This is a genomic window from Tautonia marina (assembly GCF_009177065.1).
GTDB lineage: Bacteria > Planctomycetota > Planctomycetia > Isosphaerales > Isosphaeraceae > Tautonia > Tautonia marina.
Genome location: NZ_WEZF01000005.1, coordinates 318,960 through 343,973, shown reverse-complemented (window position 1 = coordinate 343,973; position 25,014 = coordinate 318,960). Strand labels below are relative to the sequence as shown.

Sequence of the window (25,014 nt, the reverse complement as noted above, 5' to 3'; positions counted from 1 at the left end):
GCACCGCTCGCGGGCCGATCGGCCGGGCAACGGTGAAGCCTCACAGCGCTGCGTCGAGAATGGCGAGGAGTTCCGCGTCGGTTAGCGCCACCGGATTCCCCTTCATGCTGCTGGCCCGCTGAGCGACCGGGATGATGGTGTCGAACATCTCACGCGACAGCCCCGCCGCGCCGAGATTCGGGATCTGGAACGCATCGCATCGGGCTTGAACCCAGGCCACGCCGTCGATTGCCTTCGCCCCTGGATCGCCCGTCAGGATGCGAGCCACCTCCGTGTAACGATCGAGAATCGCCGGGTCGCCTCGATCCTCGATCGCTCGGAGGTTGGTTTCCATGACGATCGGCAACAGCCTTGCGCAGATCGCGCCGTGGGCGTGGCCGGTGGCTCCGCCCAGCACTCCCGCGAAGCCGTGAACTGCCCCCAGGCGAGCATTGGCCAGGGCGATCCCTCCACAAAGGGCCGCCAGCGCCATGTCCTCTCGGGCGGCGAGGTCCGAACCATCCTCAAAGGCTCGGGTCAGCGATCGCGCCCCCCGGACGAGCCCCTCACGGCAGATGCCGTCGGTGATCGGGTTGGCCGCGTTGCTGACAAACGGCTCGATCAGTTGCGTCAGGGCATCCATGCCGGTGAAGGCGGTGACGTGCGGGGGCATCGAGACGGTCAGCTCGGGGTCGATGATCGCCAGCCGAGCCAGCAGGTGAGGGCTCCGCAGACTCGCCTTCACCCGATGTTCGGGCACGTCGAGCACCGCGTTCCGAGTGACCTCGGTTCCCGTCCCCGCCGTGGTGGGCACGGCGATGAAGGGCACACCGGGCTTCTCCAACGGCTGGCCCTTGCCGACCAGTTCCAGGTAATCGAGCACGGCTCCCGGATTGCCGAGCAAGCCCGCCACCGCCTTCCCGAGGTCGAGGACACTGCCACCCCCCTGGGCGATCACCAGGTCGCACCCTTCCGCTCGGGCGAGTCGGGTCGCCTCGTCCACCTGATGCGTGGTCGGTTCTGCGCTGACCGCGACCACCACCGACGCGATGCCGACCTCCGCCAAGCCCGCCGACAGCCCTTCACGTCCCCGCTCGGAGCCTCCCAGCACCACGAGGGCCCGGTGGCCGAGGTCGCGGGCCAGGCGGGGGAGCATCGCAGCCTTCCCCGACCCAAAAAGGATGCGTCCGGCCGTGGCAAACTCGAAGATCATAAGCGTTACGCCTCGGCATCGACCGCGTCGAACTTCACGCTGAACCGCGGCACCGCCATCATGTCTGCGACCGTCTCGGCCCACTTCTGGTAGTGAGCCGTCTGCTTGTGTGCCGCCGGAGCGTCTGGCGTCCGGTAGATCTCGACCAGCAGGAACCGGGTCGGATCATCCTGCTGCTGAAACACGTCGAACCGCGCCACTCCCGGCTCTTGCCGGCTGTTCCTCGCATTCTCCACCGAGGCCGCCTTGAACGCCTCAACCTGATCGGGCTTCACCTGGATGTGCACATGGACAATCAACATGGGGAGTTCTCGGATCGATCGGGACCATTAAGACCAAGGCACCACCACGGCGGTCTAAGCCCCAGTTCTGGGGGTGTCCCTCAGATCTGATCGAGCTTCCGCCTGCGGCTGCGAGCCTTCAAGCAATCGGGGCACTGACCCGTGATGACAAACTTGTGATTCTCAGCCCGGAAGCCAAATTGCTCGGCGATCACGTCTCGGATGCGCCGGATCTCGTCGTTGCGGAACTCGACAATCGCCCCGCACTCGGTGCAGTGCATGTGGTCGTGGGACGGATAGCCGTAGTTGTGCTCGTAGGCCGACCGATTGGTCAGCCGAAGCTCCCGAAGCAAGCCGGCCTCGACCATCAGGCGGAGCGTCCGGTAGACGGTCGATCGACTGACCCGACGACCAGCCTCACGCAGATCAGCGACCAGTTCGTCCGCGTCGAAATGCTTGTGGGAATTGAAGATATGGTTGACCAGAATCCGCCTCGGCTCCGTCAGTTTCTCGCCCCGAATTTCCAGAAACTCGCGGAACTTCTCCTCAGGGCTTTCTTTAACCTGGAGCGGTTCGAGGTCGGCAGGTGGCGTCACGATGCTCATTCCTGTGAGGCGGTTCTCGGGACGTGGCGATCGACCGTGGACCAGGTGGTTTCGGCTCGGAATCGAGAACAATTCTCGATTATAGCGCCTTCCACCAATCGCGGCCAGGGGAACCCACCTCAGGGCGTTCGATCCTCAGGGACGTGGATCCAGCGATGCCCTCGGGTCGACCCGGGCTGGTGGCTCCAGCCCGGGGTCAGACCCAGGTCGTCACGACCGCGGGGGTCGTCTCGGTCAGAATCCGGAGAGCTCGGAGAGCAGGTTATCGAGGGCTCGCTCCAGCTTCTCGGGGGTCTCGTAGGTCCCCTCGGCGATCTGCTGACGGATGGCCTCGACCTTCTCGTGGCGGATTTCCGGCAGGCTATGAATGCCGTCGAGCACCAGCCCGAGTTGCGAGATCTCGACCTGATCCTTCGGCGCGGCGGCCGGGGCGTTGGCCGTGGATTCGACGCTGAAGGAGGCCAGTCGGGGGTAGATCGGTTGCGGGCCCTGGGGGCCGCCGGCGCCGTGGATTTCCATGGTTTGCGTCTCCTTTTGCACCTGGGAGAGACCCTGCCGATCGATTCCGGCTCGGCCTCGAAGTTCTGGCCCGGCGATCTCGACCCCCCGCCCCCCTCGTGAGGGCAAGGCCGCGGTCGAGGGCTTGAGGACCATCACAATCATTTCGTCTGTCACTTAGATCGGCCGGAAGCTGGAACGAATTTAACCGAAAATGCGAAAATCCCGGGATCGATTCAGACGTTTACTCCCGATTCATCAGACCGCCCCCTCGGCTTCGATCCGGTTGCGGCTGGGCCTGGATGCCCTGGGCCAGTCCTCGCATCATCGGTTCGAGCTGGGCGTTGATCGCCGAGGCTCGCTGGAGCATCTGGTCGACCGCCTGCTGTTGCTGGGGGGTCTGCATCTGCGTCCGCAGGGCCTGGAGGTGCTTGACCGCGTCGTTGAACTCGCTGGCCGCCTTCAGCACGACGTTGGCCGTGTCGAAGTTCGCCAGGGCGATCTCGGCGTCTCGGCCCGGCTTGTACAGGGGGCTGATCAAGAGCGGATTCGCCCGGATCTTCTCAACTGTCATCCGCCCCGAGTCGGTAATGTCCCGCACGTTCCCGATGGTCCGCTCGATGTTCGCCCGGTTGTTGACCAGGATGCCCGAGATGTTCCCCAGCGAGATGTCGGCCTGATACAGGACCCGATCGGCCCGCATCCGGGTCTCGTCGAGGTTCTCGGCCAGTTCTCCGAGCTTCGGCCCGTACTGCTGGAGCATCACGTTCGATTTGGCCGAGAGGTGCCGGACGTTGTCCACCGTCTCGGCGATCCCCTCCCGATTCTCGACGACGGCTCCTTCCAGTTCGTCGATCAGGGTGACCGCCTGCGCGAGCAGGGCCTCGATCCGTTCGGTCATGGCGTCGAGTTTGCCCGAAGCTCCGGCCACGGCCGGCCCGGCAATCTCGGTCGCGTGCTGAACGTCGTCGGCCGCCTGCTGGAAGGCGGCGAGCGTCTTCTGGAGCCTCGGCGAGATGTCGTCGATCGTCCGCCGAACCTGGCCGATCGTATGGCTCAGGTGGTCACGCTCGACCGGACCGAGCCCGACCTGTTCCAGCAACGGATCGAACAGGGAACTCTCGATGCCCTCGATCGGCTGACCCGGAACCCAGGCCACCCCCGACTCTCCCACCGAGGCGATATTGACGCTCGACGAGCCGGTCAGGCTCGACGCGATGACGATCACCGCGTCCTGCTTCAGGCGGGTTGCCAGGTCCCGCGCGATCGACAGGCGGACCCGGGCGCGCAGGGCCCCCTCGTGGTCCACGATGTCCACGTCCGACACCCGGCCCGCCTCCAGGCCGGCGATCCGGACCGGATGGCCGGGGCGGATCCCCTGGCCGTCCCGGAAGAAGACGTCAATCGAGGTGCGATCGGCCACCAGGTAGCCCGGCCCTCCTCCGGCCACGACGACCAGGCCAAGCAGGCCGGCCGCCGCCGCCACCAGGACCAGGCCGACGCGGGCGTCTCGGATCGTCGAGCGGCTCATGGGGGTTTCCGTCTCCAAGTGTCGGGGCGGGCATCGCCCGTCCCCTCGTCAGGTCGGCAGGACCGTCGGGCCGAACGCCGGCCCCGCCAGGTACACGAACAGGAACCACGACAGGTTGACCGCGAGGATCAGGGCCATCGCCAGGCAGCAGGCCCGCAGGCCCGCCAGGTGCGGCGGCAACGCGTCGCGCCGGGCCCCCTCGAAGCAGGCGACCGTGGCCGCGATCGAGCCGAAGGCGACCCCCTTGACCACCAGGCCGACCACGTCTCGCATCCAGAGCATCTCGGCGAACGTGTGGAAGAGGGTCTCGATCGGGATCCCCAGGATCACGTGGGCGATCCGATAGCCGACGAACGTCCCGACGGCCGTGCCCCAGGCGGCCAGCACCGGCCCCATCAACGCCGCGGCGAGCAGCCGGGGCAGGGTCGCCCGGGCGTCGCTCGGCCCCGATCGTTCGTCGGCCCGGAGGCCCAGCGTCACGTCCCGGTCGGCAATCCAGCCGGGATCGGCGTCGATCTCCGGCCGAGGCCGGGTCCGCAGCTCGACCGTCGCCCGGCTCGCCAGCAAACCGGCCAGGATGAACCCCGAGAGCAACGGGCCTCCGTTGCGAATGAGGCCGACACCCACCACCGGACCCACCCCGGCCTCGAATGTCGCGCCAAAGTATGCTTGCATGGACAAGAATGAGCCCATGCCGATGTGCACGAGTCCGACGATGGGCAAGCCGGCGAGGATCAGCCAGTCGAGCTGTGCCATCGTGGCCGCGCGGAGCGACAGGGTGCCGCTCGGCCTCGGCTCGGCAATCGCAGAGAAGGCCCGGATCGGCCAGAGTGCCAGGCCGCCGACATAGGCCAGCAGGTGGACAATAGGCCGGATCGGCCCGAGCACGCTCGGCAAGGGATCGGGTTCGATCGTGGCGGCGATGCGGTCGGACATGGTCCGGCCCTCCCTGGCCGGGGGTCGTTCTCGGGGTGGCTACTCAATCAGCGTCGAGGGGCGTTCCCGGCCCGAGGCACTCGCCGACGATCCGAGGTCGAACCATCCTGTGATGCCCACCACGACCGCCACCGGGCCGCGGCGGCGGCTCGATCCTCCGGAGTCCCGTACGGGATGAACCCGAAGTCCTGGCCGGTCCGCTGCCGGAGGGCCTCGTGGCTTGACAGACGGACGACCGGGTCCACGTCGTTGAGGTGCTCGATCAGGGCCGGAATCGCCTGGGCATCGCTCACCGAATCGTCCAGTCCCGCCGCCCTGGCCCGGACGAACGGCGCCGGATCGTTCAGCTCCGCGAAGTCGCGAACGCCGGAACGACACCCCGAGAACAGGGCGATGAAGGTCATCACCACCAGCACGATCCGGAGTTGCCAGCCATTCATCCCAGCCGCCTTTGGTTCCTCGGTTCCTTCCGAAGACTCGGCCCGGATCGTGCGACCCAATCGGGGCACGCCTGGCGCGATCGGGGCGGAGCTTACCCGAAGCCCCCGGATCGGGCAATGCCGGTCGGGCTGGCGAGCCGACCCTTCGCGTGAGTTGCCTACCCGAGGCTCATGCCGAACCGGCTCCTCAAGGGGTTTCCGGTCGCTCCCCGGCCTGTCGTCTCAGCTCGTTCACATAAGCATGGGCAAACCGGATCGGGGTCGAAAGGCGGTATTTCCCGGTTGTTTCCAGGACGATTCGGATGGCACCGTCGAGGTCGCAACGATGGCCCGGAGAGACGAAGACCGGGTTCGTCCGGCGTTTCGTGCGGAGGGCAACGCCGATCGTCTCCCCAAGATGGATCAAGGGCGATCGATCCCCCCGCTCCGGGCCGGGCGCCTCGAAGGTGCCGCACAGGCGAGACTTGCCACACCCGACGGTCGGCAGGTCGATCCAGAGGCCGAGGTGCGAGGCAATGCCCAGGCGTCTCGGGTGGGCGATCCCCTGGCCGTCGCAGATCAGGACGTCAGGACGGTTCCTCAGGCGATCGAACGCCTCGAGCACGGCAGGGGCCTCCCGGAACGAGAGCAGGCCGGGGACATACGGATAACGAGCGGTTGCGATCAGGCCGCTTCGCTCCACGACCGCGTCCGTCTCGGCATCAATGACGACCACGGCGGCGAAGAGGCGGTCGTCGCCTCGGTTGTACGAGGCGTCGGCTGCCCCGATCAGGCGACAGGGACCCAGCGGCGACGTCGTGTCGAGCCGGGCGGCCAGATCGCGCTGAAGGACACGGGCCTCGTCGGGAGCAAGGTCCCAGCGGTGGAGCGGCTCTCGGGGCATCGGTGCGCCTCAGGCGGTTCGGACCATCCCCGCGGTCACGCGGGAGATGGCCTCGGCGGCTTGCTCGGCCTGGGATCGGGAGCAGTCCAGATGGGTGACCGCCCGGAGGATCTGAGGTCCGAGCGCACTGACGAGCACCCCCAGTTCCCGGAGCCGATCAGCCACCTCCCGAGCCGTGCCGACCTCGGGATCGACCGCAATCCAGACGAGGTTCGTCTCGACCGGCCCCGATTCGAGGGACAGGCCGGGAGCCTGTTCGATCGCTTGCGCAATCATTTGCGCATGTGCGTGGTCTTCGGCGATCCGGTCTACGTGGTGTTCCAGGGCGTGCAGCGCGCCGACCGCGATGATCCCCGCCTGCCTCATGCCGCCGCCCAGGGCCTTGCGGAGCCGGTGAGCCTGGCGCATGAGATCGGCCGATCCGGCGATGGCCGAGCCGACGGGAGCCCCGAGCCCCTTGCTGAAGCAGATCGAGACGGTGTCGAACTCGGCCGCCCAGTCGCGGGCCGGGACGCCCGAGGCGACCACGGCGTTCATCAGCCGGGCACCGTCGAGGTGCATGGCCAGGCCGTGCTCGCGGGCCCAGCCCGAGATGGCGCGGACCGAGTCGATCGGCTGGACCCGGCCGCTGGCGCGGTTGTGGGTGTTCTCCAGGCAGACGAGGCGGGTGCGGACGTAGTGCTCGTTGTCGGGCTGGATCTTGTCCCGCAGGTGGTCGACGGTGATCAGGCCTCCGTGCGGGTTGATCGTGCGGGCCTGCACCCCCCAGTGCCGGGCGATGCCCCCGGCCTCCCAGACATAGACATGGGCGCGAGCGTCGCAGATCAACTCATCTCCCGGCCCCGCATGCAAGCCGATGCCGATCTGATTGGCCATCGTGCCCGAGGGGACGAACAGGGCGGCCTCCTTGCCGAGCAGGTCCGCCACCCGGGATTCGAGGGCGAGGACGGTCGGGTCCTCCCCGTACACGTCGTCGCCCACCTCGGCCTCGGCCATCGCCCGGCGCATGGAGGGGGTGGGCTGAGTCACGGTGTCGGATCGGAGGTCAATCAATGATCGGGTGCTCATTCCTGAGATCCTTCGGGCGAGGCTGGGGTCGCTCGGGGGGCGATGAGGGTGCGGGGGGTGCCGTCGATGGGGCGGGCTTCGGGGTCTTCCGGGGCGCGGTCGAGGCAGAGGAAGGCGAAGAGGTCGGCCATCTCGCTCGGGGTGATCTGCTCCTCCAGGTTCTCGGGCATGAGGGAGAGCGGGCTGACCTGGACCTCCTCGACCTGGTCGCGGGGGATGACCTCTCGCTCGCCCCCCTGGAGCTTCAGGACGATCCGACGGTCGTTGTCTTCCTCGACCAATCCGGCGAGGATGCGGCCGTCGGCGGTGGCCACGATCGTCCCTTGATACGAGGCGCCGATGACGAGGCTGGGGTCGAGTACGTTCGAGAACAGTTGTTCATACGAGCCTCGGCCGTTGCCGGTGAGGTCAGGGCCGACCTGTTCCCCCTTGCCGTACATCTGGTGGCACTGGGCGCAGACACGCTCGAAGACGAGCCGGCCAGCGATGGGGTCGCCGTGGGCCTCGTTCAGGGCGTTGCGCACCTGAGCGAGGATCTGTTCCCGGGCCGGGTCGCGCCCTTCGCGGACGGTGCCCCAGGTCTGGCGGACGAGGTCGGCCAGGTCGCGGTCGGGGCTTTCCAGCAGGGCGCGGACCTGGTTGACGTTGAGGACCTGGGTGGGCAGCTCGCCACGCCCGATCGCTTCGAGCAAGGACCGGGTCCAGGCGGGACGCTGGGTGAGGAGGGCGACGGCGCGGGGTTTCAGCTCGGGCTCGAAGGCAGAGTAGGAGCCGAGGATCAAGTCAGCAATCCGAGGTTCGTTGATCTGGCCGATCGCGGCCAGTACCTCGCCCCGGAAGGCGACGGAACCGGCTTCCGGGCGGGCGATCACGTCGGCGATCGCGGGGAAGACGTCGGCATCCTCGGCCGCGACGAGGACATCGAGCGACGCGCGACGCTCGGCGTCCTCGGCCTCGGGGTCGGCGAACCGCTGGCGGACGAGGGCCAGGGCGTCGGCGTCTCCCCAAAGGGCGGCGAGCCGGGCGAAGGCGGGCCGGATCGGGTCATCCTCATCAACCAGGGTGCGGCGGAAGGCCGGCTGGAGGCCCGCGCGGAGCGAGGCGAGCCGGTCGGAATCGAACCGCCCTTGTCGCACCTGATCGGAAATCGTGGCGAGACTCGCCCGCCGCGAGGAGTGATCAACCGATTCGTGCTCGATGATGAACCGGGCGAGGTCGGCGATCTGTTCCCCGGAAACCGCATCGACGGCGATGATGCGGTCGAGCATCCTCGGCAGCATCTCGGCCAGCGAGGACGACCAGCGCAGGTCGGCACCCTGGAGCAAGTCGGCCAGGCGAGCGACGGCCTCGGGATCGTCGAGCATCGGGTGCAGGTTCTGCCAGACGACGCGGGGGAGCAAGGGGTCGGATTCGGTCTGGCCGAGGACCGCGAGCAGGGTGACCATCGCGTCCATGCCCTCGACCTTGCGGGAGGCGATGGCGAGCTGGAAGCGGACGTCGGGCGAGGGGTCGGCGGCGAGGGTGACGAGCGATGCGAGGACGTCGGGCTCGACCCGTCCCAGGGTTCCGGCGTAGCGGACGCCCCAGGCACGGAAGGTCGGGTCGTCGTGGGCGATCAGGTCGCGGATGAGTTCAGACGTCCAGGCGACGGATCGGTCGATGTCGGGGAAGTGATCGAGCGCGGCGTATCCCTGACCGAGCCATCCCACGAGGGCCCAGAGGGCGTGAAGGCGTCCCTTGCGGCCGAGGTCGTCGGAGAAGACGGCGGCGCGAACCCGGTCGTAAAGCGGGGCCCGGCTGTTGACGACGCTGCCACGCATGAGCCGTTCGGTCAGCAGGCGCTGGGCGATGTCGCGGTCGTAGACGTTCGGGCTGTCGAGGAGCCGGATGAGGGAATCATCACGCTCGGATGCGAGATCGAAGTTCGCCCGGCGCGGGGTGTCGCCGTAGCGGACGCGGTAGAGACGCCCCTTGAGGCGGTCGATGCCGGCGGGGTCGCGGTTGGCGTCCTGATAGCAGTGGTAGCGGTCGTACCAGTCGAGGATGTAGAGGGAGCCGTCGGGGCCGACCTTCTGGACGACGGGCATGAACCAGGCGTCGTTGGCGGAGAGGAAGTCGGCTTCGCCGTGGCCCTGGTAGGTGGAGCCGTTGCGGGTGAGGGAATCGACATTGATGCAATTGCCGTGGATGTTCCCCATGTAGAGCTTGTCGCGGTACTCGGCGGGGTAGGCGTCGCTGTCGAAGTAGGTGATGCCGCAGTAGGCGCGTTTCTGATGGAAGTGGTCGACGATCGATTCGATCTTCCAGGTGAACGGCGGGTACGGCCCCCCCTGCCGGTGGTAGTAGCCCGTCTCGACCAGGTGCCAGAGGTGGTCGATCACGCAGGCCGAGGCGAACAGCGAGCCCTCGGGGTCGATGGCGATGCCCCAGGGGTTGCTCGTCCCTTCGCAAAAGAGTTCGAACTTGCGTGTGACCGGGTGGATGCGGAAGATGGCGCAGGTGAATTCGAATGTCTTGCCGTGTTGCTCGACCTTGCTCGGGTTGAAGACGCCGTTCCAGCCGTAGAGCCAGCCGTCGGGCCCCCAGGTGAGGCTGTTGGGCAGCTCGTGTGTATCGAACCGGCCGAAGCCGGAGACGACGACCTGGGGGGGGCCGTCGGCGACGCCGTCGCGGTCGGCGTCCGGATAGAAGAGGATGTCGGGCGCGTTGGCCACCCAGACGCCTCCGTGGCCGACGGCGATCCCCGAGGGGATGTTCAACCCTTCGGCGAAGATTCGCACCGAATCAGCGGAACCATCCCCATTCGTGTCCTCGAGGATCTTCACGCGATCGCGGCCGGGGCCGGGCTCGCGGCGGGGGTATTCGAGGCTCTCGGTGACCCAGATCCGCCCCTTCTCGTCGAAGGTCATGGCGACGGGGTTGACGAGGTTCGGCTCGCCGGCGACGAGCTCGACGGTGAAGCCGTCGGGCACGGTCATCGCGGCGATCGCCTCGGCCGGGCTGCGGGCGGGGTTGGGCGGTCGGTCCTGACCGTGAGGGATCGGGGCGTCCTGGCGGGCCCGGAGCGGCAGCACCGCCCCGAGCGCCATGAGGACCATCGCGGTGAGGACCGACGTCCGTCTCATCATCTTCGCTCCTCGACCGCGATGGCGGCCGGATCAGGGGTGGGCAGCCGGGTTCAGGCAGCCGAGGAAATCGGCGCCGGGTCGCCTGGGGGCCGGCCGGGGGGCGGCTGGCGCCTCGGCGTTCGGGACGACGCGGATCGTGCAGGTCTGGTCCCGGAAGCGGAAGACCTCGAGCGGCGGGCCGACCGGATAGTCCCCGGGCTCCAGGAAGCCTTCGAACATCTGCTCGAGGGGCAGGTGATGGGGGACGTCGCGGACCTGGGAGACGCCCGAACTGCTGTCGGTCTTCGTGGCGAACCAGCACGACTCGCCCGGCATTCTGCCAAAGTCGCCGCCGGATCGGAAGACGCCGAAACGGTCGACCACCGCGGCGAAGTGCTCCCGATGGAACGGCCGGTCGCCGCCCTCGGGGACGGGGCGCCTCATGGAGCCATTCCCGAAGTCCTCGACGAGGAGCGTCATGCCGGCGGGGATGTCGAGTTGCAGCTCGATCAGCGCCAGGTGGGCCGTGCGCCCGAAGTCGGAGGAATGGACGCGGAAGTGCCCGTCCGGGATCGCCTGGCCGGGAGCCCGGGCCGCTGCCGCATCGGGCGGGGCGCCCGCCGCCGCCGGGAGCAGCACGGAGGTGATCAGCAATGCTGTTGTCATCATGCGAAGAGACCCCGGTTCGACAGGATGGGGAGTTCGGAAATCGACGCCGGATCGCCCGAGGGTTGGGCTCGGCCGGCCTGGATCAGCGGTTCTCCCCGACCACGGCCCCGGGGTAGGTCACGGTGATGGTATAGGTCTTTTCCTGGAATCGGAAGGCGTCGACGCTCGAACCGAGCCGGTGGAGGCCGGGCTTCAGCGCGGGGGTCAGGATCTCGTCGAGCGGTTGGTCGGCGGGGATGATGACGGAACCGCCGCCGCCACCGCCGCTGCGGGCGGCCTTGGTGAAGAGCATGAACGTGCTCAGGCCCTCGACCTCTCGGCCGATCGGGGACTGATAGACCCCGAAGCGGTCGAGCATCGCGAGCATGTGGAGCCGGCCGGTGGCCTTCCCCGAGGGGGATGCGATGCTCGAACGGCTCCGCGAGCCCTGCTGGCCGGGGCCTTCCGACCGGATGTCGACGATCGAGCCGACCGGGGCCTCGATCTCGGCCTCGATGGCCATGATGTTGGCCGTCTCGGCGAATTCGAACGAGGCGATCCGAAAGTGCCCTTCAGGGAGCGGGGCGCGTGGGTCCTCGGGCTCGTCCTGGGCGGCGACGACGACGGGGGCGAAGGCGATGGCGAGCAGGAGGCTGAGCGAGATGGCTCGGGGAGGGAATGTCATCGGTGTCCTCCGGAAGATGGGGTTTCCCGGCACGCGGGCCGGTCTGTTCCCGGCCCGAGGGATGAAGCTATCCCCCTTTGGACACGTCGTCCAGTGAAATTCCGACGAATCCTTGTTGCATCGATCACAAGGGTGAGCTGCTGGCCACGCCTCGGGAATGACAAGGCCCGGCCCGGGAGAAGAATCCCGGGCCGGGCTGCTGGAACCGAAGGGGGTGGTCGGCACGAAGGCCGATCACGCGCGGCCGCGGGCGAGGCGGCCGGAGAAGTCGGCCTCGGGGACGGCGGGGGACTCGGGGTCGAACCACTCGGGCTTGAACTCGATCCGGGCGTTGTGCCGCATGGCGAGGTTGCTGGTCAGGGCGATGACGGCGTCGGCCAGGGCGACGGGGCCGGGGCAGCGGGGCTGGTGGTCGGTGTCGCCGTTGTAGTTGCTCGGGTCGCCGTTGCGGATGCAGTAGGCGAAGTGCTCGAGTTCCTCGCGGTAGCCGCGCGAGGGGAGGTCGCCGGGGCCGGCGGCCATCGCGCCGAGCGACTGGGCCTGCGACGGGCCGGCGAGGCTCGGGCTGGTGGCCAGGGCGTTGCCCGACTCGACGGAGATGGTGGTGGAGCGGCCGGCCCAGTTGTCCTGGGGACGGTTGCGGTCGTATTCCTTGTAGAGGTAGATGTCGTATTCCTTGGAGACCATCAGGGTGCCGTAGATCCCCATGACGGTCTCGCCATAGTCCTCGAAGGCGTTGGTGGTGATCGAGGAGTAGGAGACGACGACGCGCTCGTCGGTGTCGGGCATGCCTCGGCTGTCGAGGTTGGCGCCGATCTTCGGGAACTCGAAGTTGACGAAGACGTGGTCGTCGACCTCGCGGCCGTCCTGGTAGTAGTAGGTGCCGCCGAAGCCGGAGACGGCCAGGGGGTGCTGCTTGCCGAGGAAGATGGAGCAGGCGTCGAGCTGGTGGCTGCCCAGCTCGGCCATCAGGCCGGCGCCGGTCTTGTCATAGAGCCGCCAGCGGACGAGCTCGTCGTGGTTGTTGCACTTGTAAACCTTGCCGTCGGACGCCTTGTAGGCGATGGCGTCGAGGTCGACCTTGTCGTCCCCTTCCATGTAGGGGGGCTTCCAGGAGTCGTAGTAGAGGGGGTTGCCGTCGTCGTCGCGGAGGATGACGGGATCGCCCTTGTCGTCGCGCTGGATGGTGCCGTCGTCGTTCTTGGCGAACTGGAGCTGGCCGTTGTTGCGGTGCCAGGAGGCCCGGATGTGGCGGATGTCGCCGAGCATGCCGGCGCGGATCAGGGCGTTGGCGTTGTCGTAGATGGCCGAGTAGTGCCGCTGGTGGCCGATGGCCAGCAGGCGGTTGTTCTCCCTGGCGGCCTTGATCATGGCCTTGCATTCGCTGATGTCGTGGGCCATCAGCTTTTCGCAGAAGACGTGCTTGCCGGCCTTCAGGGCGTCGATGGCGACCGGGGCGTGCAGCCAAAGCGGCAGGGCGATGACGACGACTTCGACCTCGGGGTCGTCGAGGACCTCCTTGATCGTGCCGTAGTTCTTCAGGGCCGCGATGTCGGACTTGGTGTACTGGCCCAGGTCCTGGCGGGCGAAGTAGTCGAGGGCGCGTTTCTGGTTGTAGGGGCGGGCGTCGCAGAAGCCAATGTAATTAATGTAGTCGCGGTTCGACTGGCGGATCATGGCATCGCAACCTTCGTTGCCGGTGCCGATGACGACGGCCTTGACGGCCGGCTGGTTCGCCCCGAGGGGCTTGTAGCCGAAATAAAGGGCGCCGAGGGCGGGCCCGGCGGCGGCGGCGGCCACGAGGAAGTCGCGACGGGTCGGGTAGCCCGCTCGGGGGCCGGTCTCCAGCCCGCCGATCGCGGCGTAGGCGTTGGCCCGACCGATGGCACGCTGCTCGTCGGTGAGATGGTTGGTCATGCTTGGCAGCTCCTGTCGGTTCGAAGCGGTCCCGAAACGTTCTAGGACCGGTCAACGTCGGGGCGATCGGGCCGGGGCGACGGCCCGAGGAAGGTGGAGATTACGCGGTGGCTTGGGGCTCGCGGGCCTCGACAGCGCGGGTGTTGTTCCGCCGATCGATCCAGCCGAACAGCAAACGGTCAACGCCGAACCAGAGGCCGCTGGGGGTCGCCGCCAGGGCGAGCAAGGCGAGCATCTCGATCAGCGTTTTGTTTACGATCAAGTACGTCCCCTCGGCCCGAGGGTTCGGAGGCAGACCCGGGAACGGGGGCATGCTGATGTAAAAGAGGAACAACAATCCGGCGGCGCCCAGGGCTGCGACGGGAGTGAACAGGCCGGCCATCAGCAGGAGTCCGCAAATGGTCAGGCCGTACATGGTGGTCAGGTCGATCCGGTCGAGCGATGACGGCGGACGGCCGAGTTCGCCGGCGGTTTCGAGCTGATCCGGCTCGGCCAGCGCGACCCAGGAGGAGCGCAGGTCGGCCGTCCACTGGTCGATCGGGGCGACGAGTTCCTTGCGAAGGGTTTCGACCTCGTACTGAAGGTCTTGCAGCCGATCGCGTTCGAAGGCCATTTCCGGGGGTTGACGCCGACCCTCGCGGACCTGAGCGACCTTTTCCTTGTAATCGGCGATCTGGTCGGCGGTTTCGTCGTCGGCAAACCAGGATTCGGCGCGGGCCTTGGTCTGATCGAGCTGTTCGCGGGCCTGGGCGAGTTGATCGGCATTGAACTGGAAGTGGGCCGAGGCCCGTCGCAGTTCCTCATCCCACCACTGGTTCAGCAGGTCCGGATTGAGCTGATCGAGGCTATCGACATCGGGAACGAGGTTGCGGAAGTTCTCGGCGAGCGGCCCCGTGGCGTTTCGCAGGTACGATTCGGAGGAGAAGGGCTGAGCGGTGTCCTGGCTCTCGATCTTCTCGCGGCCTTCGTAGTAGATGTGCCAGCCGATCGCGATGCGGAGCAGCACCAGGAACAAGGCGCCGAAGAAGCCGGGATAATACCAACGCGGGGCCATCGTGGGCGACCCTCCTTCAAGGGAAACGAGACGCGGCTCCAGGGGCGAGGAGCGGCTCTCCCGAAACCCTGGCGACCGGCCAGGGGCCCGGGATGCAATCCCGACAGTTTACGGCGGGGCGGTCGCGCCTTCGAGGGACTCGGGGGAGAAATCGTGATCGGAGAGGTTGAACGTCACCGTTCGGGATCGGCCATCCTCTCCTCGAAGAATGAACAGGGCGGCGATGTCGGTTCGATCGCGAAGGATTGCGGCCGAACCGTCGGGGCCAAGGATCGAGAAGGCGGTGGAGAGGGCATCGGCCTCGGCGGCCGTCGGAGCGAGGACGGTGACACTGGCCGGGGCGTCGGCGTCGAGCGGCTCGCCGATTCGGGGGTCAAGAATGTGGCTGTAGAAGCAGCCGTTGGCCTCGAACCACTGGATCGATCCGCCGGAGGTGGAGAGGCCGCGATTCCGCAAGTGCAAGGTGCCGACTGATCGGGAGAGGTCAAACGGATCAACCACCCGGATCTGCCAGCGTCCGCCGAGGCGATCGGGGGGCGAACCGAGGGCAAAGAGGCTCGACTGGCCTCCGTGAACGAGGGCGGAGGTCGGGAACCAGTAATCGCGGATGAGCTGGGCGACCCGGTCGAGTGCGTAGCCTTTGCCGATCGCGCCGAAGTTCAGGACGACTCCGGGACGAGAGAACTGAACGGTCGATTGCTCGGGGTCAAGCTGGATCAGATGGCTTCCCGAGCGATCGCGGGCATCGGCCAGGTCATCGGGACTGGGGACCCGCTTTGGCCCTCGGATGAATCCCCAGGCGAGGCTCAGGGCCCCTGAGGCGAGGTCGTAGGCACCGTCGGTCTGCCGGCCGATCTGGAGGGCACGCTCGATCAGGGAGAACAGTTCGGGAGAGACGCGAACCGGCCCCTCGTGGGCCGAGGCGTTCAGGCGGCTGACCTCGGAATCGTCCCGATAAATGGTCAAGAGAAATTCGACAGCGTCGATCACGTCGAGCGCCGACTGGGCGAGCGCGGCCGCTCCAGGGGTGCGAACGGGGAGCCGGACCTCGAAGTACGAACCCATGCCCGGCCGGCGGGCCAGCACGAGATCGCCACCGTTGACGCGTTCGAGCGCAGGGGAAGGAGCCGGGGTGTTCGGTTCAGACGCTCGGCCGGGGGAGCGGAACCGGAACAAATCGCGGCGGCTGACACTCGATGGAGGAGGGAGCACTCCAGACCTCGTTTCGCGGGGGTCGGCGACCGGGAACGGTGGGGCGGGAGGGGCCATCACTCGTGGGTTTCCATCGGTCAAGACCGACGGACCAGACGATGTTTTGGGTAGATCGGATCGTGATGGCACCTTTCATTATAACCTCACGACAGGGTGGGGAGGAAGATCTCCCCGACAAAGACGTGGTGCGGCATCACCTTACCTTCGAACCATCGGGCGGGAGTGGTCAAGCCGGTTCGAGCCGGTTAGGCTGATTCGCTTCCTCGTGATTCGGAAAGTTATAGATGCCGAAGGCCCGGTTCCCTGCCCATGAGCCCGATCGACCTCGGAATCATTGTTGTTTACATCGTCGGCGTCACCCTGTTCGGCTCGATCCTGGGGTCGAGAAGCAAGGGGCTGAAAGGGTACTTCCTCGGTGGAGGGCAGGTGCCTGCCTGGGCGGTGATGCTCTCGATCGTCGCGACCGAGACGAGTACGGCCACCTTTCTCAGCGTGCCGAGTCTGGCCTATCGAGAGGGGGGCGATTTTACCTATCTGCAACTGGCCCTCGGCTACATCGTCGGCAGAGTCCTGGTGTCGGTCATCCTGCTGCCGAGCTACTTTCGGGGGCAGATGTACACGGCGTATCAGGTCCTCAACGATCGGTTCGGAGGGGCGACCAAGACGGCGGCCTCGGTCCTCTTCCTGCTTTCGAGGACCCTGGGAGACGGCCTTCGCCTGTTTCTGGCGGCGCTCGTGTTGCGGAACCTCCTGCTGCTGAGCGGCCTGGTGGGGGATGGGCCAGGCTCGATCATGCCGATTGACTGGGCCATGCCGATCGCCATTGTGATGATGGGCCTGTCGACGATCGTCTACACGTTTCTGGGTGGGATGACGGCGGTCGTCTGGACCGACGTGACGCAGTTCATCATCTACATGATCGGCGCCGTGGCGGCTCTGGTCTTGATGGTCGCTCGGCTCGACGGCGGCTGGGCCGATCTCTGGGAAACCGGCAGCGCGCTCGGCAAGTTTCGGATGTTCGACTTCACGTTTGATCTGACCCGGCCGTTTACCTTCTGGGCGGGGATGATTGGCGGGGTCGTGCTGAACACGGCAACCCACGGCGCGGATCAAATGATGGTTCAGCGTTACCTGTCGGCCCGGTCGCAAACCCAGGCGGCGGTGGCCCTGATTTGCAGCGGCTTCGTGGTGATTGCGCAGTTCGCGCTGTTCCTGTTGATCGGCGTCGCGCTCTCCATCTTCTATGTGGAATATCCTCCTGAACGACCGTTGCAGGTGGACGACGAGTTTGCCTCGTTCATTGTCAATTACTTGCCGACAGGGCTGGTGGGGCTGGTCGTGGCGGCGATCTTCTCGGCGGCGATGAGCACCCTGTCCAGCTCGTTGAATGCCTCGGCCTCGTCGACCATTAACGACCTCATTCGGCCGATGGCGCCCTCGATGAGCGATGATCGCCTGCTGAGGCTCTCGAAGGTGATGACCGTCGGCTGGGGACTGGCTCAGATGGGGATTGCCGGCGTCGCGGCGGCGAAATTCCAGAACAGCCCGGTGGTCGAGGACGCGCTGGCGATCGCGTCGTTCGTGACCGGGATTATCCTCGGCGTGTTCTTGCTCGGCATCTTGACGACGACGGTGAATCAGCGGTCGGCCCTGATCGGGATGGTCGCGGGGTTGGTGGCCGTTTCGTATGCCCGGTTCGGACCGGAACTGATCGAGCCGCTGTATCCGTTCGAGGGAGCACTGGCCTGGCCGTATTTCGCCCTGGTCGGATCGGGAACGACCGTCCTGGTCGGCCTGCTGGCGTCTCGGGTGAGCCGAAAAGGCTCCGCGACCATTCCCGCCTCAGAATCCTGACGGCAGTCATTCTCGTTTCACCTTGCTCAAGCCTCTCTTGCCCTGGAGTGACGATGTTCTCCCATTGCGTGCTGCTTGTGGTCGGTCTGACGATCGGCCTGTCCGACTCGGCGCGACTGGCCGAGGCCCCTCCCGAGTCCCTCGGGTTCGATCCGGAGGCCCTGAACGAGGTCCGAACGGCCGTTTCGGAGGCCGTCGAGGAGGGAGCGATTCCGGGGGCGGTGGTGGTGGTCGGCCGCCGGGGTCAGATCGCCCTGGCCGAGGCCGTGGGCCGTCGGGCGGTCGAGCCGGAAGCCCAGGAGATGACTCGCGACACGGTCTTCGACATGGCGTCGCTGACCAAACCAGTTGCGACCGCGACGGCCGTCATGGTTCTCTGGGAGCGTGGCGAAATTGATCTCGATGCGCCGATCACCACGTATTTGCCCGAACTGGCGAACCACGGTAAGGAGGCGATCACGGTCGAGATGCTCTTGCGACACCGAGCGGGCTTGATCCCGGACAATCCGATCGGTGATTACCAGCACGGGGTCGAGGAAGCGTGGCGCCGGATCAACGAGATCGACCTGGTTGGAACGCCCGGCGAGCAGTTTCGCTACACCGATGTCGGGTTCCTGATTCTCGGTCGGTTGGTCGAACGCGTCTCAGGGACAACGCTCGACCAGTTTGTGAGTGAGAATGTCTTCAAGCCGGCAGAAATGCACGGTTCAAGCTTTTTGCCCCTGGAACATGGCATCGACCTCGATCGGATTGCCCCGACCGAACGGGAAGGTGAGACATGGGTGCGAGGGGTGGTGCACGACCCGCGATCGCGAGCCGTGGGAGGGGTTGCCGGTCATGCCGGCCTGTTCAGCACGGCCGATGATCTGGCGGTTTATGCCCAAACCTTGCTGAATGAAGGCAAGAGCCCGAGCGGGACCCGGATTCTGGCACCGCCCACGGTTCGGGCGATGATTGACGCCGGAGACACGCCGGAAGGAGAACGCCGGGGGCTGGGCTGGGATCTGAACACCGGCTATAGCGCGCCGAAGGGTGAGCGATTCGGCCCGAGCAGTTTCGGTCACACCGGATTCACGGGAACGAGCATCTGGATTGATCCGGAGACCGAGACATTTGTGATTCTTTTGACCAGCCGCTTGCATCCCGACGGAGACAAGCCCTCGCCGACGGCACTCCGCCGCCGCCTGGCAACGATCGTGGCCTCGGCCATCATTGATGGGCCGACTCCCCCTGCCCCGGTCGAGGAAGGCGAGGTGCAATGCGGGATCGACGTGCTTGAGGCCAACGGCTTCGCCCCGCTCAAGGAAAAGCGGATCGGCCTGATCACGAACCACACGGGGCGGACTCGGGACGGTCGAACGACGATCGACGTGCTGTTTGAGGCGGAAGGGATTGAGCTCGTCACCTTGTTCAGCCCCGAGCACGGCATCCGAGGCTTGCTCGATACGAACATCGACGACAGCAAGGACGAACAGACCGGCTTGCCGATCTACAGCCTTTATGGTGAGCGCCGCAAGCCGAGTCCCGAGCAGCTGGAGGGCCTCGATGCCCTGGTGTTCGACATCGCGGACATCGGGACACGCTTTTACACGTATGTCAGCACGATGGGGCTGGCGATGGAGGCCGCCGCCGAGGCCGGAATCCCGATCTTCGTGCTCGACCGGCCAAATCCGATCGGTGGGCAAGCGGTTCAAGGTCCGGTGCGAGATGACGACCTGGAATCGTTTATCGCCTTTCATCGTGTGCCGGTCAGGCATGGGATGACCATCGGTGAGCTGGCACTCATGTTCAATCAGGAGCGTGAGATCAACGCGGAACTGACCGTGATTCCGTGCCAGGGCTGGCGTCGGTCGTTCTGGTTCGATCAGACGGGCCTGCTCTGGGTCAATCCCTCCCCCAACATGAGGAGTTTGACCGAGGCGTTGCTTTATCCCGGTGTGGGATTGCTTGAAGCGACGAACCTTGCCACCGGACGCGGCACGGATACACCGTTTGAGCGGGTCGGGGCGCCCTGGATCGACCCTCAGCGGTGGGCCAGAGAGTTGAATGCCGAAGGGATCGACGGTGTTCGCTTCGTCCCGATTCGCTTTTCCCCCTCCGAGCGGCAGTACGAAGGGGAGGATTGCGGCGGGGTTTACCTCATCATCGACGACTGGGAGTCCTTCGATCCGATCGAGGCCGGAATCGGGCTGGCGGTAACCCTGCGTCGGCTCTACCCCGATGACTGGAAGCCCGAGGCGCTCAATCGTTTGATGACGAACCGGGCGGCGTATGATGCCATCGTGGACGGGGCGAGTGTTCGGGCCGTGCAACGGACCTGGGCTCGAGAACTCCGCGCGTTTCTGGCTGTTCGAGCCAAGTACTTGATTTACGAAGACTGAGATCAAGCCGGTTGGGATTGCCCACGCCCTCCCCCTTGCGTCAGCATTGCGAGGAGGGCGATCTCTGGGCGATCGTGCCTGAGTCGCTGTTCGCAACCGTCCTCCAGGTCGAGAACCGATGAGCATTGCAACCTACACTCCCGAAACCTTTCCGCACCGCTGGCTCCCGGCCGAAGTCGCGTTCAAGACCTGGGAGCAGATCGAGCCGTATTATCAGCAACTGCTGGAACGACCGATTGCGTCTCCCGAAGAGCTGGAGGAGTGGCTCAAGGACGTGGGAGAGCTGAACGCGGCGGTCTCGCAGGAGGGGTCGCAGCGTTACATCGCCATGACCTGCCAGACGGACGATCCGCAGCGCGAGGCTGCTCACCTGGCCTTTGTCCGGGACATCGAGCCGAAACTCAAGCCGTATCTGAACCAGCTACGCAACCGCTACCTCGACTCTCCCCATCGCTCGGGATTGCCACCGGAGCGGTATCATGTGTTTGATCGGGCACAGGAGAATCGCCGCCGTCTGTATCGAGAGGCGAACATTCCTCGGGAAACCGAGCTGGCCGAGCTGGGGCAGACGTACCAGAAGACCATCGGTTCGATGACCGTCACCTTCCGGGGCGAGGAAAAAACACTGGCTCAGATGGCCCCGTATCTGGAAGAAACCGACCGGGCGCTGCGTCAAGAAGTCTGGGAGATGGTTTCTCGGCGCCGCCTGGAGGATCGAGACACGCTTGATTCCCTCTTTGATCGGATGATTACCCTTCGAGAGGAGATTGCTCGGGAAGCCGAGTTCCCGGATTACGTTTCGTATGCCTATGCGAGCCGAGAACGCTTTGATTACGGACCGGAGCAGGCCGAGGCGTTTCAGGCGGCGATTGAGTCGGAAGTGGTTCCCCTGGCTCGTGCGCTTCAGGAGAAACGACGCACGGTGATGGGGCTGGAATCGCTGCGTCCATGGGATCTGGCGGTGGACCCGAAGGGACGAGCACCTTTGAGGCCGTTCAGCGATGCTGACCGCCTGGCCGAAGGAGCGGCTCAGATTTTTCGCAAGGTTGATGAAGATCTCGGGGCGCAATTCTCCTTCATGCACAAGCAGTCGCTGCTTGACCTTGCCAACCGAAAGGGGAAGGCTCCCGGCGGTTACCAGGCGAATCTGGAGGATGATCGACTTCCTTTTATTTTCATGAATGCCGTGGGAGTCGATGGTGACTTGCGGACGGTCTTGCACGAAGGGGGGCACGCCTTCCATACCCTCGCCGCGCGAGGCGAACCGCTGGCCGAGTACCGCGACGCGCCGATCGAATTTTGCGAGGTGGCGTCGATGAGCATGGAATTGCTCGGCGCCCCCGAGCTGACGGTCTTCTATTCCGAGGCCGACGCGAAACGCTCGGTTCGTGAATTGCTCGAAGGGATTGTTCTGATCCTTCCCTGGATTGCCACGGTCGACGCCTTTCAGCACTGGATTTACCGCAATCCCGGCCACTCGCGAGACGATCGTCGGGCGGCCTGGAACCAGTTGATGGATCGATTCGGCGGCCAGATCGACTGGTCGGGGTACGAGGAGATCCGGTCGAGTTCGTGGCATCGTCAGTTACACATTTTCCTGTATCCGTTTTATTACATTGAGTACGGGATCGCACAATTAGGAGCGCTTCAGGTGTGGCGGCGGTCGCGAACGGATCGGAAGGCGGCGGTTTCGGCCTATCGGTCGGCGCTAGCCCTGGGCGGTTCGCGTCCCTTGCCCGAACTGTTCGAGGCGGCGGGAGCGACGTTTGACTTCTCCGCGGCCACGATCGCTCCGTTGATGAACGACATCGGAGAGGAGCTGGAACGGCTCGGCGACGCCTGATCCTTCGATCCGGAACCTCGAGTATGGTTTCGGGTTTGAGGGTCGGCCTCGGAATACTTCAGCACGCAAGACAGCCCTGACGCATCACTCGACGATCAACATGAAAGGGAGGGTTCATGCGATTTTCCTGCCTGGTCGTGGTTCTGGCGCTGAACGCGACGTGGTGCGTTGGGGCTGATGAGCCATCTGGACCGATCACCGTGGTGAGTCCCAAGCCCGAGGGGATCATTGCAACGGGAATCAACAATGCTGGTGATGTGATCGGATTCGAATGGATTGAGGAGGAGGAGCGCCCCGGCGTGGTGGCTCAAGTTCCCTTCATTGTGAAGGGGGAGCAGATGACCTATCTTCCGCTGCTGGAGGGGTACACGGCGACCTTCCCAGCCGCCGTCAGTGATGGTGGCCTGGTGGTTGGGCGGGTGAGCAAGCCGATGACGCCGGGTCGACGCACTCCGCTGCTCAACCAGGGATTTGTCTGGGATGCGGAGCGAGGCATTCGGGGTCTGGGTGCGTTGGAGGGGGATTACTCCTCGTTCGCCACCGGGGTGTCGAGCGATGGTCGGCGGATCAGTGGCTTCTCGGTCGGGGATAATCGGGTGCGGGCCTGTGTCTGGAACCTGGAGGGTGAGGCGTGGGTGGGCACCGCCTTGCCTCACGAGGACCGCTTGGGATCGAACGTGGTCGCAATCAGTGACGACGGCAAGGCGGTGTCCGCCGTCGATGGGGTGTTTGGGTGTCTCTGGACGGAGGATGATTCGGGAACGTGGACGCGCACGGTCATCTCGGAATCGGGAGCCCTGATTCCAAGGGCGGTGAACAATGCCGGGATGGTCGTTGGATTCACCTTCGCCGGAGACGGCTTGCCGCATGCCGCCCTCTGGACTCGGGACGGGGGATACGAGCGTTTGGCCGAACCGGAAGGTTACCAGCGATCAGAAGCCAGTGATGTGAATAACCACGGGGTTGTGGTCGGCATGATCGACGGGCCGGCGGGTTCGGAGATCGGCCCCGATCCCTTCGTCTATCAGTCGGGGACGCTGCGACGGATCGACGAGGGAGGGCCGATGTTTTCGTCGGCCACTGCGATCAACGATCAGGGGCAGGTGGCCGGAATTCTGGAAAGCGACGATTTTTGAGGGGCGTGATCGCGCCGCGAGGTTGGCGCGCGGCCAAGGGCCGGAGTCGATCGACCCCGGCCCTTTGATCCGAAACCCTTCACCTGGCGATCGCGGGATTAGCCGAGATAGCCGAGGTCGATGAGTCGTTGCTCGACGATCGCCTCGTCTTCCGGGTCGAAGTCGAAGCTGGAGGCGTGGGGCGGTTTCACGGGCTCGGAGGCGGCGTCGGTCCGCACGCTTCGGGCGTCAAGGCCGGCAAAGGGAACGCCTCGGATGTGCTCAGGAATCGGCTCGCCGAGCATGGCCAGGACTGAAGGGGCGACGTCGCGGAGATTGGCGTCGAGAGCCCGGTCGGTCTGTACGCCGGGGGCGCAGAGGGAGACAATTCCCTCGGGACGATGTGTGCCGGGCAGCGAGGGGTCGGCGGCGACCCATGAGCGGTCGCTCGTCAACTTGGTTCGGACCCAGTAATTTTCGTCGGGCAAGGCGAGCAGGTCGGGATAGCCGAACTCGCTTGGGTCGAGCTGGTAGTCGGCCCCGAGGTCGATGACCTTCGGGAACAGCGGGTTGCCGGTGTCGGGGTGCCTGGCCTCGGCGAGAACGGCTCGGGTTTGCTGGCGAACCTCGTCGATCTGGCGAGGGGTCGAGGGCAAGGGGCCACCCGGCCGACCCGTTCGTGGGATGTAGACCATCGCTCCGCAGTCCTGGTGAGGGGCGAAGGCCACGGTCCGCGACCAGTCGAAGGGGTAGCTTGCGGCGATCGAGGCGTGAAACGAGGCGCCTCGGGCGTTCGGATCGCGTCGCTTGTCGCTCCAGAGGCGGACGCGGTCGATGGCCTGAGTGGCCCGGCGACGCATCCGCCCGCCGAATCCAGGAAGAGTGATCAACCCCTGATCCACCAGAATCCGGTTGACGTGGATGCGTCCGAGGCAAGGGCCGAAGCCGTGATCGCTGACGCAGAGGATGACCGCGCCTCGGCGGTCGGCCAGTTCGCAGAGCAGACCGATGGCTCGGTCGAGTCCGCGGAGGACCTCGGCGGCGGCGTCGTTCCAGTCGGGGCGGTCGATCCCGGTTTCGTCCACGTTCAGGAACCGCCAGGCGCGGTGCTGAAAGGGGTCGAGGTTCTGAAACTGAACCATCAGGGCCGACCAGTCGGGCATCATCCGATCGGCGAGCACGGCCCCTTCCGCACGGCCGAGGAAGCCCTCGGTGGTGTCTCGGGCGTTCGCCTTCAACTCATCGAGTGATTCGGGAACGCGCTTCCATTGATATTTGAGCCCGTAGCGGGGGACGTCTTGCCGGAGGGCCGCGGCGAAGTCGGCCGGGGCACCAGAGAGGGCGGCCTCCAGGTGGGGGGCGTCCATCCCGGAAACAACGATGCCGCGCACCTTGGGCGCGGGGTACGTTCCGGGGAGGTTCAAGCTGATGACGCTTCGGCCGGCGCGATCGAGCAGTTGCCAGAGGGTCGGCACGCGGAATCGCCCGGAGTGGTTGACCCGCATCATGTTCGACGCGGGATCAAAATAGCGGTGGTCGAAGATGCCATGATCGGCCGGATCGCAGCCGGTCTGCATCGTCGTCCAGGCGGCCGCGGTCATGGGGGGCTCGGACGATCGAAGCGTGCCGCGAGCGGAGCGCGCGAGCAGGGCGTCGAGGTTCGGCATGACCCCTCGGCGTCGCATCGGGTCGATCACGGACCAGGTGGCGCCGTCGAGCCCGAGGATTAGAACCCGGTCGGATGGGGCAGACATGGGCGGTCGT

General features: G+C 65.9%; 20 protein-coding genes. 4 read left to right on the top strand and 16 right to left on the bottom strand.

What is annotated here, in order from left to right:
* Positions 1-40 precede the first annotated feature (40 nt).
* The 15 genes from GA615_RS08745 to GA615_RS08675 all read right to left on the bottom strand — a co-directional run bounded on the left by GA615_RS08745 (position 41) and on the right by GA615_RS08675 (position 16,114).
* Positions 41-1,192, bottom strand: a complete 1,152-nt coding sequence (locus tag GA615_RS08745; protein WP_152050895.1) for an iron-containing alcohol dehydrogenase — start codon at positions 1,190-1,192, stop codon at positions 41-43.
* A gap of 5 nt (positions 1,193-1,197) precedes the next feature.
* Positions 1,198-1,494 (bottom strand): putative quinol monooxygenase, encoded by a 297-nt coding sequence (locus tag GA615_RS08740; protein WP_152050894.1) that lies wholly within the window; start codon positions 1,492-1,494, stop codon positions 1,198-1,200.
* Between the two features lie 80 nt (positions 1,495-1,574).
* A complete protein-coding gene (locus GA615_RS08735; RefSeq protein WP_235905237.1) occupies positions 1,575-2,078 on the bottom strand; it encodes a Fur family transcriptional regulator in 504 nt (167 codons plus the stop codon).
* Positions 2,079-2,312: 234 nt separating this feature from the next.
* Entirely contained in the window at positions 2,313-2,597 is a 285-nt protein-coding gene (locus tag GA615_RS08730; protein WP_152050892.1) for a flagellar biosynthesis anti-sigma factor FlgM, read from the bottom strand.
* A 223-nt stretch (positions 2,598-2,820) separates the two neighbouring features.
* Positions 2,821-4,107, bottom strand: coding sequence for an MlaD family protein (locus GA615_RS08725; RefSeq protein WP_152050891.1), 1,287 nt, complete (start codon positions 4,105-4,107; stop codon positions 2,821-2,823).
* A gap of 48 nt (positions 4,108-4,155) precedes the next feature.
* On the bottom strand, positions 4,156-5,043 hold the full coding sequence (locus GA615_RS08720) for an ABC transporter permease (RefSeq protein ID WP_152050890.1): 888 nt from the start codon (positions 5,041-5,043) through the stop codon (positions 4,156-4,158).
* Between the two features lie 47 nt (positions 5,044-5,090).
* Positions 5,091-5,552 (bottom strand): hypothetical protein, encoded by a 462-nt coding sequence (locus GA615_RS08715; RefSeq protein ID WP_152050889.1) that lies wholly within the window; start codon positions 5,550-5,552, stop codon positions 5,091-5,093.
* Between the two features lie 118 nt (positions 5,553-5,670).
* Entirely contained in the window at positions 5,671-6,366 is a 696-nt protein-coding gene (locus tag GA615_RS08710; RefSeq protein ID WP_152050888.1) for an endonuclease V, read from the bottom strand.
* A 9-nt stretch (positions 6,367-6,375) separates the two neighbouring features.
* Entirely contained in the window at positions 6,376-7,434 is a 1,059-nt protein-coding gene (ltaE, locus tag GA615_RS08705) for a low-specificity L-threonine aldolase (protein ID WP_152050887.1), read from the bottom strand.
* A complete protein-coding gene (locus tag GA615_RS08700) occupies positions 7,431-10,562 on the bottom strand; it encodes a PVC-type heme-binding CxxCH protein (protein WP_152050886.1) in 3,132 nt (1,043 codons plus the stop codon). Before GA615_RS08700 ends, ltaE begins: the two co-directional genes overlap by 4 nt.
* A 30-nt stretch (positions 10,563-10,592) precedes the next feature.
* A complete protein-coding gene (locus tag GA615_RS08695; RefSeq protein WP_152050885.1) occupies positions 10,593-11,210 on the bottom strand; it encodes a hypothetical protein in 618 nt (205 codons plus the stop codon).
* 82 nt (positions 11,211-11,292) lie between these two features.
* The gene (locus tag GA615_RS08690; protein ID WP_152050884.1) at positions 11,293-11,874 is read right to left on the bottom strand and encodes a hypothetical protein; all 582 of its coding nucleotides are present in this window, start codon (positions 11,872-11,874) and stop codon (positions 11,293-11,295) included.
* Between the two features lie 234 nt (positions 11,875-12,108).
* Positions 12,109-13,791 carry a Gfo/Idh/MocA family protein gene (locus tag GA615_RS28415; protein WP_152050883.1) on the bottom strand — a complete coding sequence of 561 codons (1,683 nt, stop codon included), beginning with the start codon at positions 13,789-13,791 and terminating at the stop codon, positions 12,109-12,111.
* A gap of 100 nt (positions 13,792-13,891) precedes the next feature.
* Positions 13,892-14,845, bottom strand: a complete 954-nt coding sequence (locus tag GA615_RS08680; protein WP_152050882.1) for a DoxX family protein — start codon at positions 14,843-14,845, stop codon at positions 13,892-13,894.
* Positions 14,846-14,953: 108 nt separating this feature from the next.
* Positions 14,954-16,114: an FAD:protein FMN transferase gene (locus tag GA615_RS08675; RefSeq protein ID WP_152050881.1), complete on the bottom strand. Its 1,161-nt coding sequence runs from the start codon at positions 16,112-16,114 to the stop codon at positions 14,954-14,956.
* 252 nt (positions 16,115-16,366) lie between these two features.
* Here GA615_RS08675 and GA615_RS08670 point away from each other — a divergent pair, with 252 nt between their 5' ends.
* From GA615_RS08670 to GA615_RS08655, 4 genes are all read left to right on the top strand, one after another.
* Positions 16,367-17,911, top strand: a complete 1,545-nt coding sequence (locus GA615_RS08670; RefSeq protein WP_201750143.1) for a sodium:solute symporter — start codon at positions 16,367-16,369, stop codon at positions 17,909-17,911.
* Between the two features lie 53 nt (positions 17,912-17,964).
* Positions 17,965-20,292: an exo-beta-N-acetylmuramidase NamZ domain-containing protein gene (locus tag GA615_RS08665; RefSeq protein WP_152050879.1), complete on the top strand. Its 2,328-nt coding sequence runs from the start codon at positions 17,965-17,967 to the stop codon at positions 20,290-20,292.
* A gap of 118 nt (positions 20,293-20,410) precedes the next feature.
* On the top strand, positions 20,411-22,135 hold the full coding sequence (locus GA615_RS08660) for a M3 family oligoendopeptidase (RefSeq protein ID WP_152050878.1): 1,725 nt from the start codon (positions 20,411-20,413) through the stop codon (positions 22,133-22,135).
* Positions 22,136-22,251: 116 nt separating this feature from the next.
* A complete protein-coding gene (locus GA615_RS08655; RefSeq protein ID WP_152050877.1) occupies positions 22,252-23,271 on the top strand; it encodes an HAF repeat-containing protein in 1,020 nt (339 codons plus the stop codon).
* Positions 23,272-23,369: 98 nt separating this feature from the next.
* On the opposite strand, the gene GA615_RS08650 is transcribed toward GA615_RS08655, so the two are convergent.
* Entirely contained in the window at positions 23,370-25,004 is a 1,635-nt protein-coding gene (locus GA615_RS08650; RefSeq protein ID WP_152050876.1) for an alkaline phosphatase family protein, read from the bottom strand.
* Between the last annotated feature and the right edge of the window lie 10 nt (positions 25,005-25,014).

Excerpts from the sequence above, each read along its gene's own strand:
- GA615_RS08650 (WP_152050876.1), bottom strand. The coding sequence starts at position 25,004 with ATGTCTGCCCCATCCGACCGGGTTCTAATCCTCGGGCTCGACGGCGCC.
- GA615_RS08745 (WP_152050895.1), bottom strand. The coding sequence starts at position 1,192 with ATGATCTTCGAGTTTGCCACGGCCGGACGCATCCTTTTTGGGTCGGGG.
- GA615_RS08670 (WP_201750143.1), top strand. The coding sequence starts at position 16,367 with ATGAGCCCGATCGACCTCGGAATCATTGTTGTTTACATCGTCGGCGTC.
- GA615_RS08655 (WP_152050877.1), top strand. The coding sequence starts at position 22,252 with ATGCGATTTTCCTGCCTGGTCGTGGTTCTGGCGCTGAACGCGACGTGG.
- ltaE (WP_152050887.1), bottom strand. The coding sequence starts at position 7,434 with ATGAGCACCCGATCATTGATTGACCTCCGATCCGACACCGTGACTCAG.
- GA615_RS08700 (WP_152050886.1), bottom strand. The coding sequence starts at position 10,562 with ATGATGAGACGGACGTCGGTCCTCACCGCGATGGTCCTCATGGCGCTC.
- GA615_RS08735 (WP_235905237.1), bottom strand. The coding sequence starts at position 2,078 with ATGAGCATCGTGACGCCACCTGCCGACCTCGAACCGCTCCAGGTTAAA.
- GA615_RS08740 (WP_152050894.1), bottom strand. The coding sequence starts at position 1,494 with ATGTTGATTGTCCATGTGCACATCCAGGTGAAGCCCGATCAGGTTGAG.
- GA615_RS08675 (WP_152050881.1), bottom strand. The coding sequence starts at position 16,114 with ATGGCCCCTCCCGCCCCACCGTTCCCGGTCGCCGACCCCCGCGAAACG.
- GA615_RS08710 (WP_152050888.1), bottom strand. The coding sequence starts at position 6,366 with ATGCCCCGAGAGCCGCTCCACCGCTGGGACCTTGCTCCCGACGAGGCC.
- GA615_RS08660 (WP_152050878.1), top strand. The coding sequence starts at position 20,411 with ATGAGCATTGCAACCTACACTCCCGAAACCTTTCCGCACCGCTGGCTC.
- GA615_RS08730 (WP_152050892.1), bottom strand. The coding sequence starts at position 2,597 with ATGGAAATCCACGGCGCCGGCGGCCCCCAGGGCCCGCAACCGATCTAC.
- GA615_RS08725 (WP_152050891.1), bottom strand. The coding sequence starts at position 4,107 with ATGAGCCGCTCGACGATCCGAGACGCCCGCGTCGGCCTGGTCCTGGTG.
- GA615_RS08690 (WP_152050884.1), bottom strand. The coding sequence starts at position 11,874 with ATGACATTCCCTCCCCGAGCCATCTCGCTCAGCCTCCTGCTCGCCATC.
- GA615_RS08695 (WP_152050885.1), bottom strand. The coding sequence starts at position 11,210 with ATGATGACAACAGCATTGCTGATCACCTCCGTGCTGCTCCCGGCGGCG.
- GA615_RS08720 (WP_152050890.1), bottom strand. The coding sequence starts at position 5,043 with ATGTCCGACCGCATCGCCGCCACGATCGAACCCGATCCCTTGCCGAGC.
- GA615_RS08680 (WP_152050882.1), bottom strand. The coding sequence starts at position 14,845 with ATGGCCCCGCGTTGGTATTATCCCGGCTTCTTCGGCGCCTTGTTCCTG.
- GA615_RS28415 (WP_152050883.1), bottom strand. The coding sequence starts at position 13,791 with ATGACCAACCATCTCACCGACGAGCAGCGTGCCATCGGTCGGGCCAAC.
- GA615_RS08665 (WP_152050879.1), top strand. The coding sequence starts at position 17,965 with ATGTTCTCCCATTGCGTGCTGCTTGTGGTCGGTCTGACGATCGGCCTG.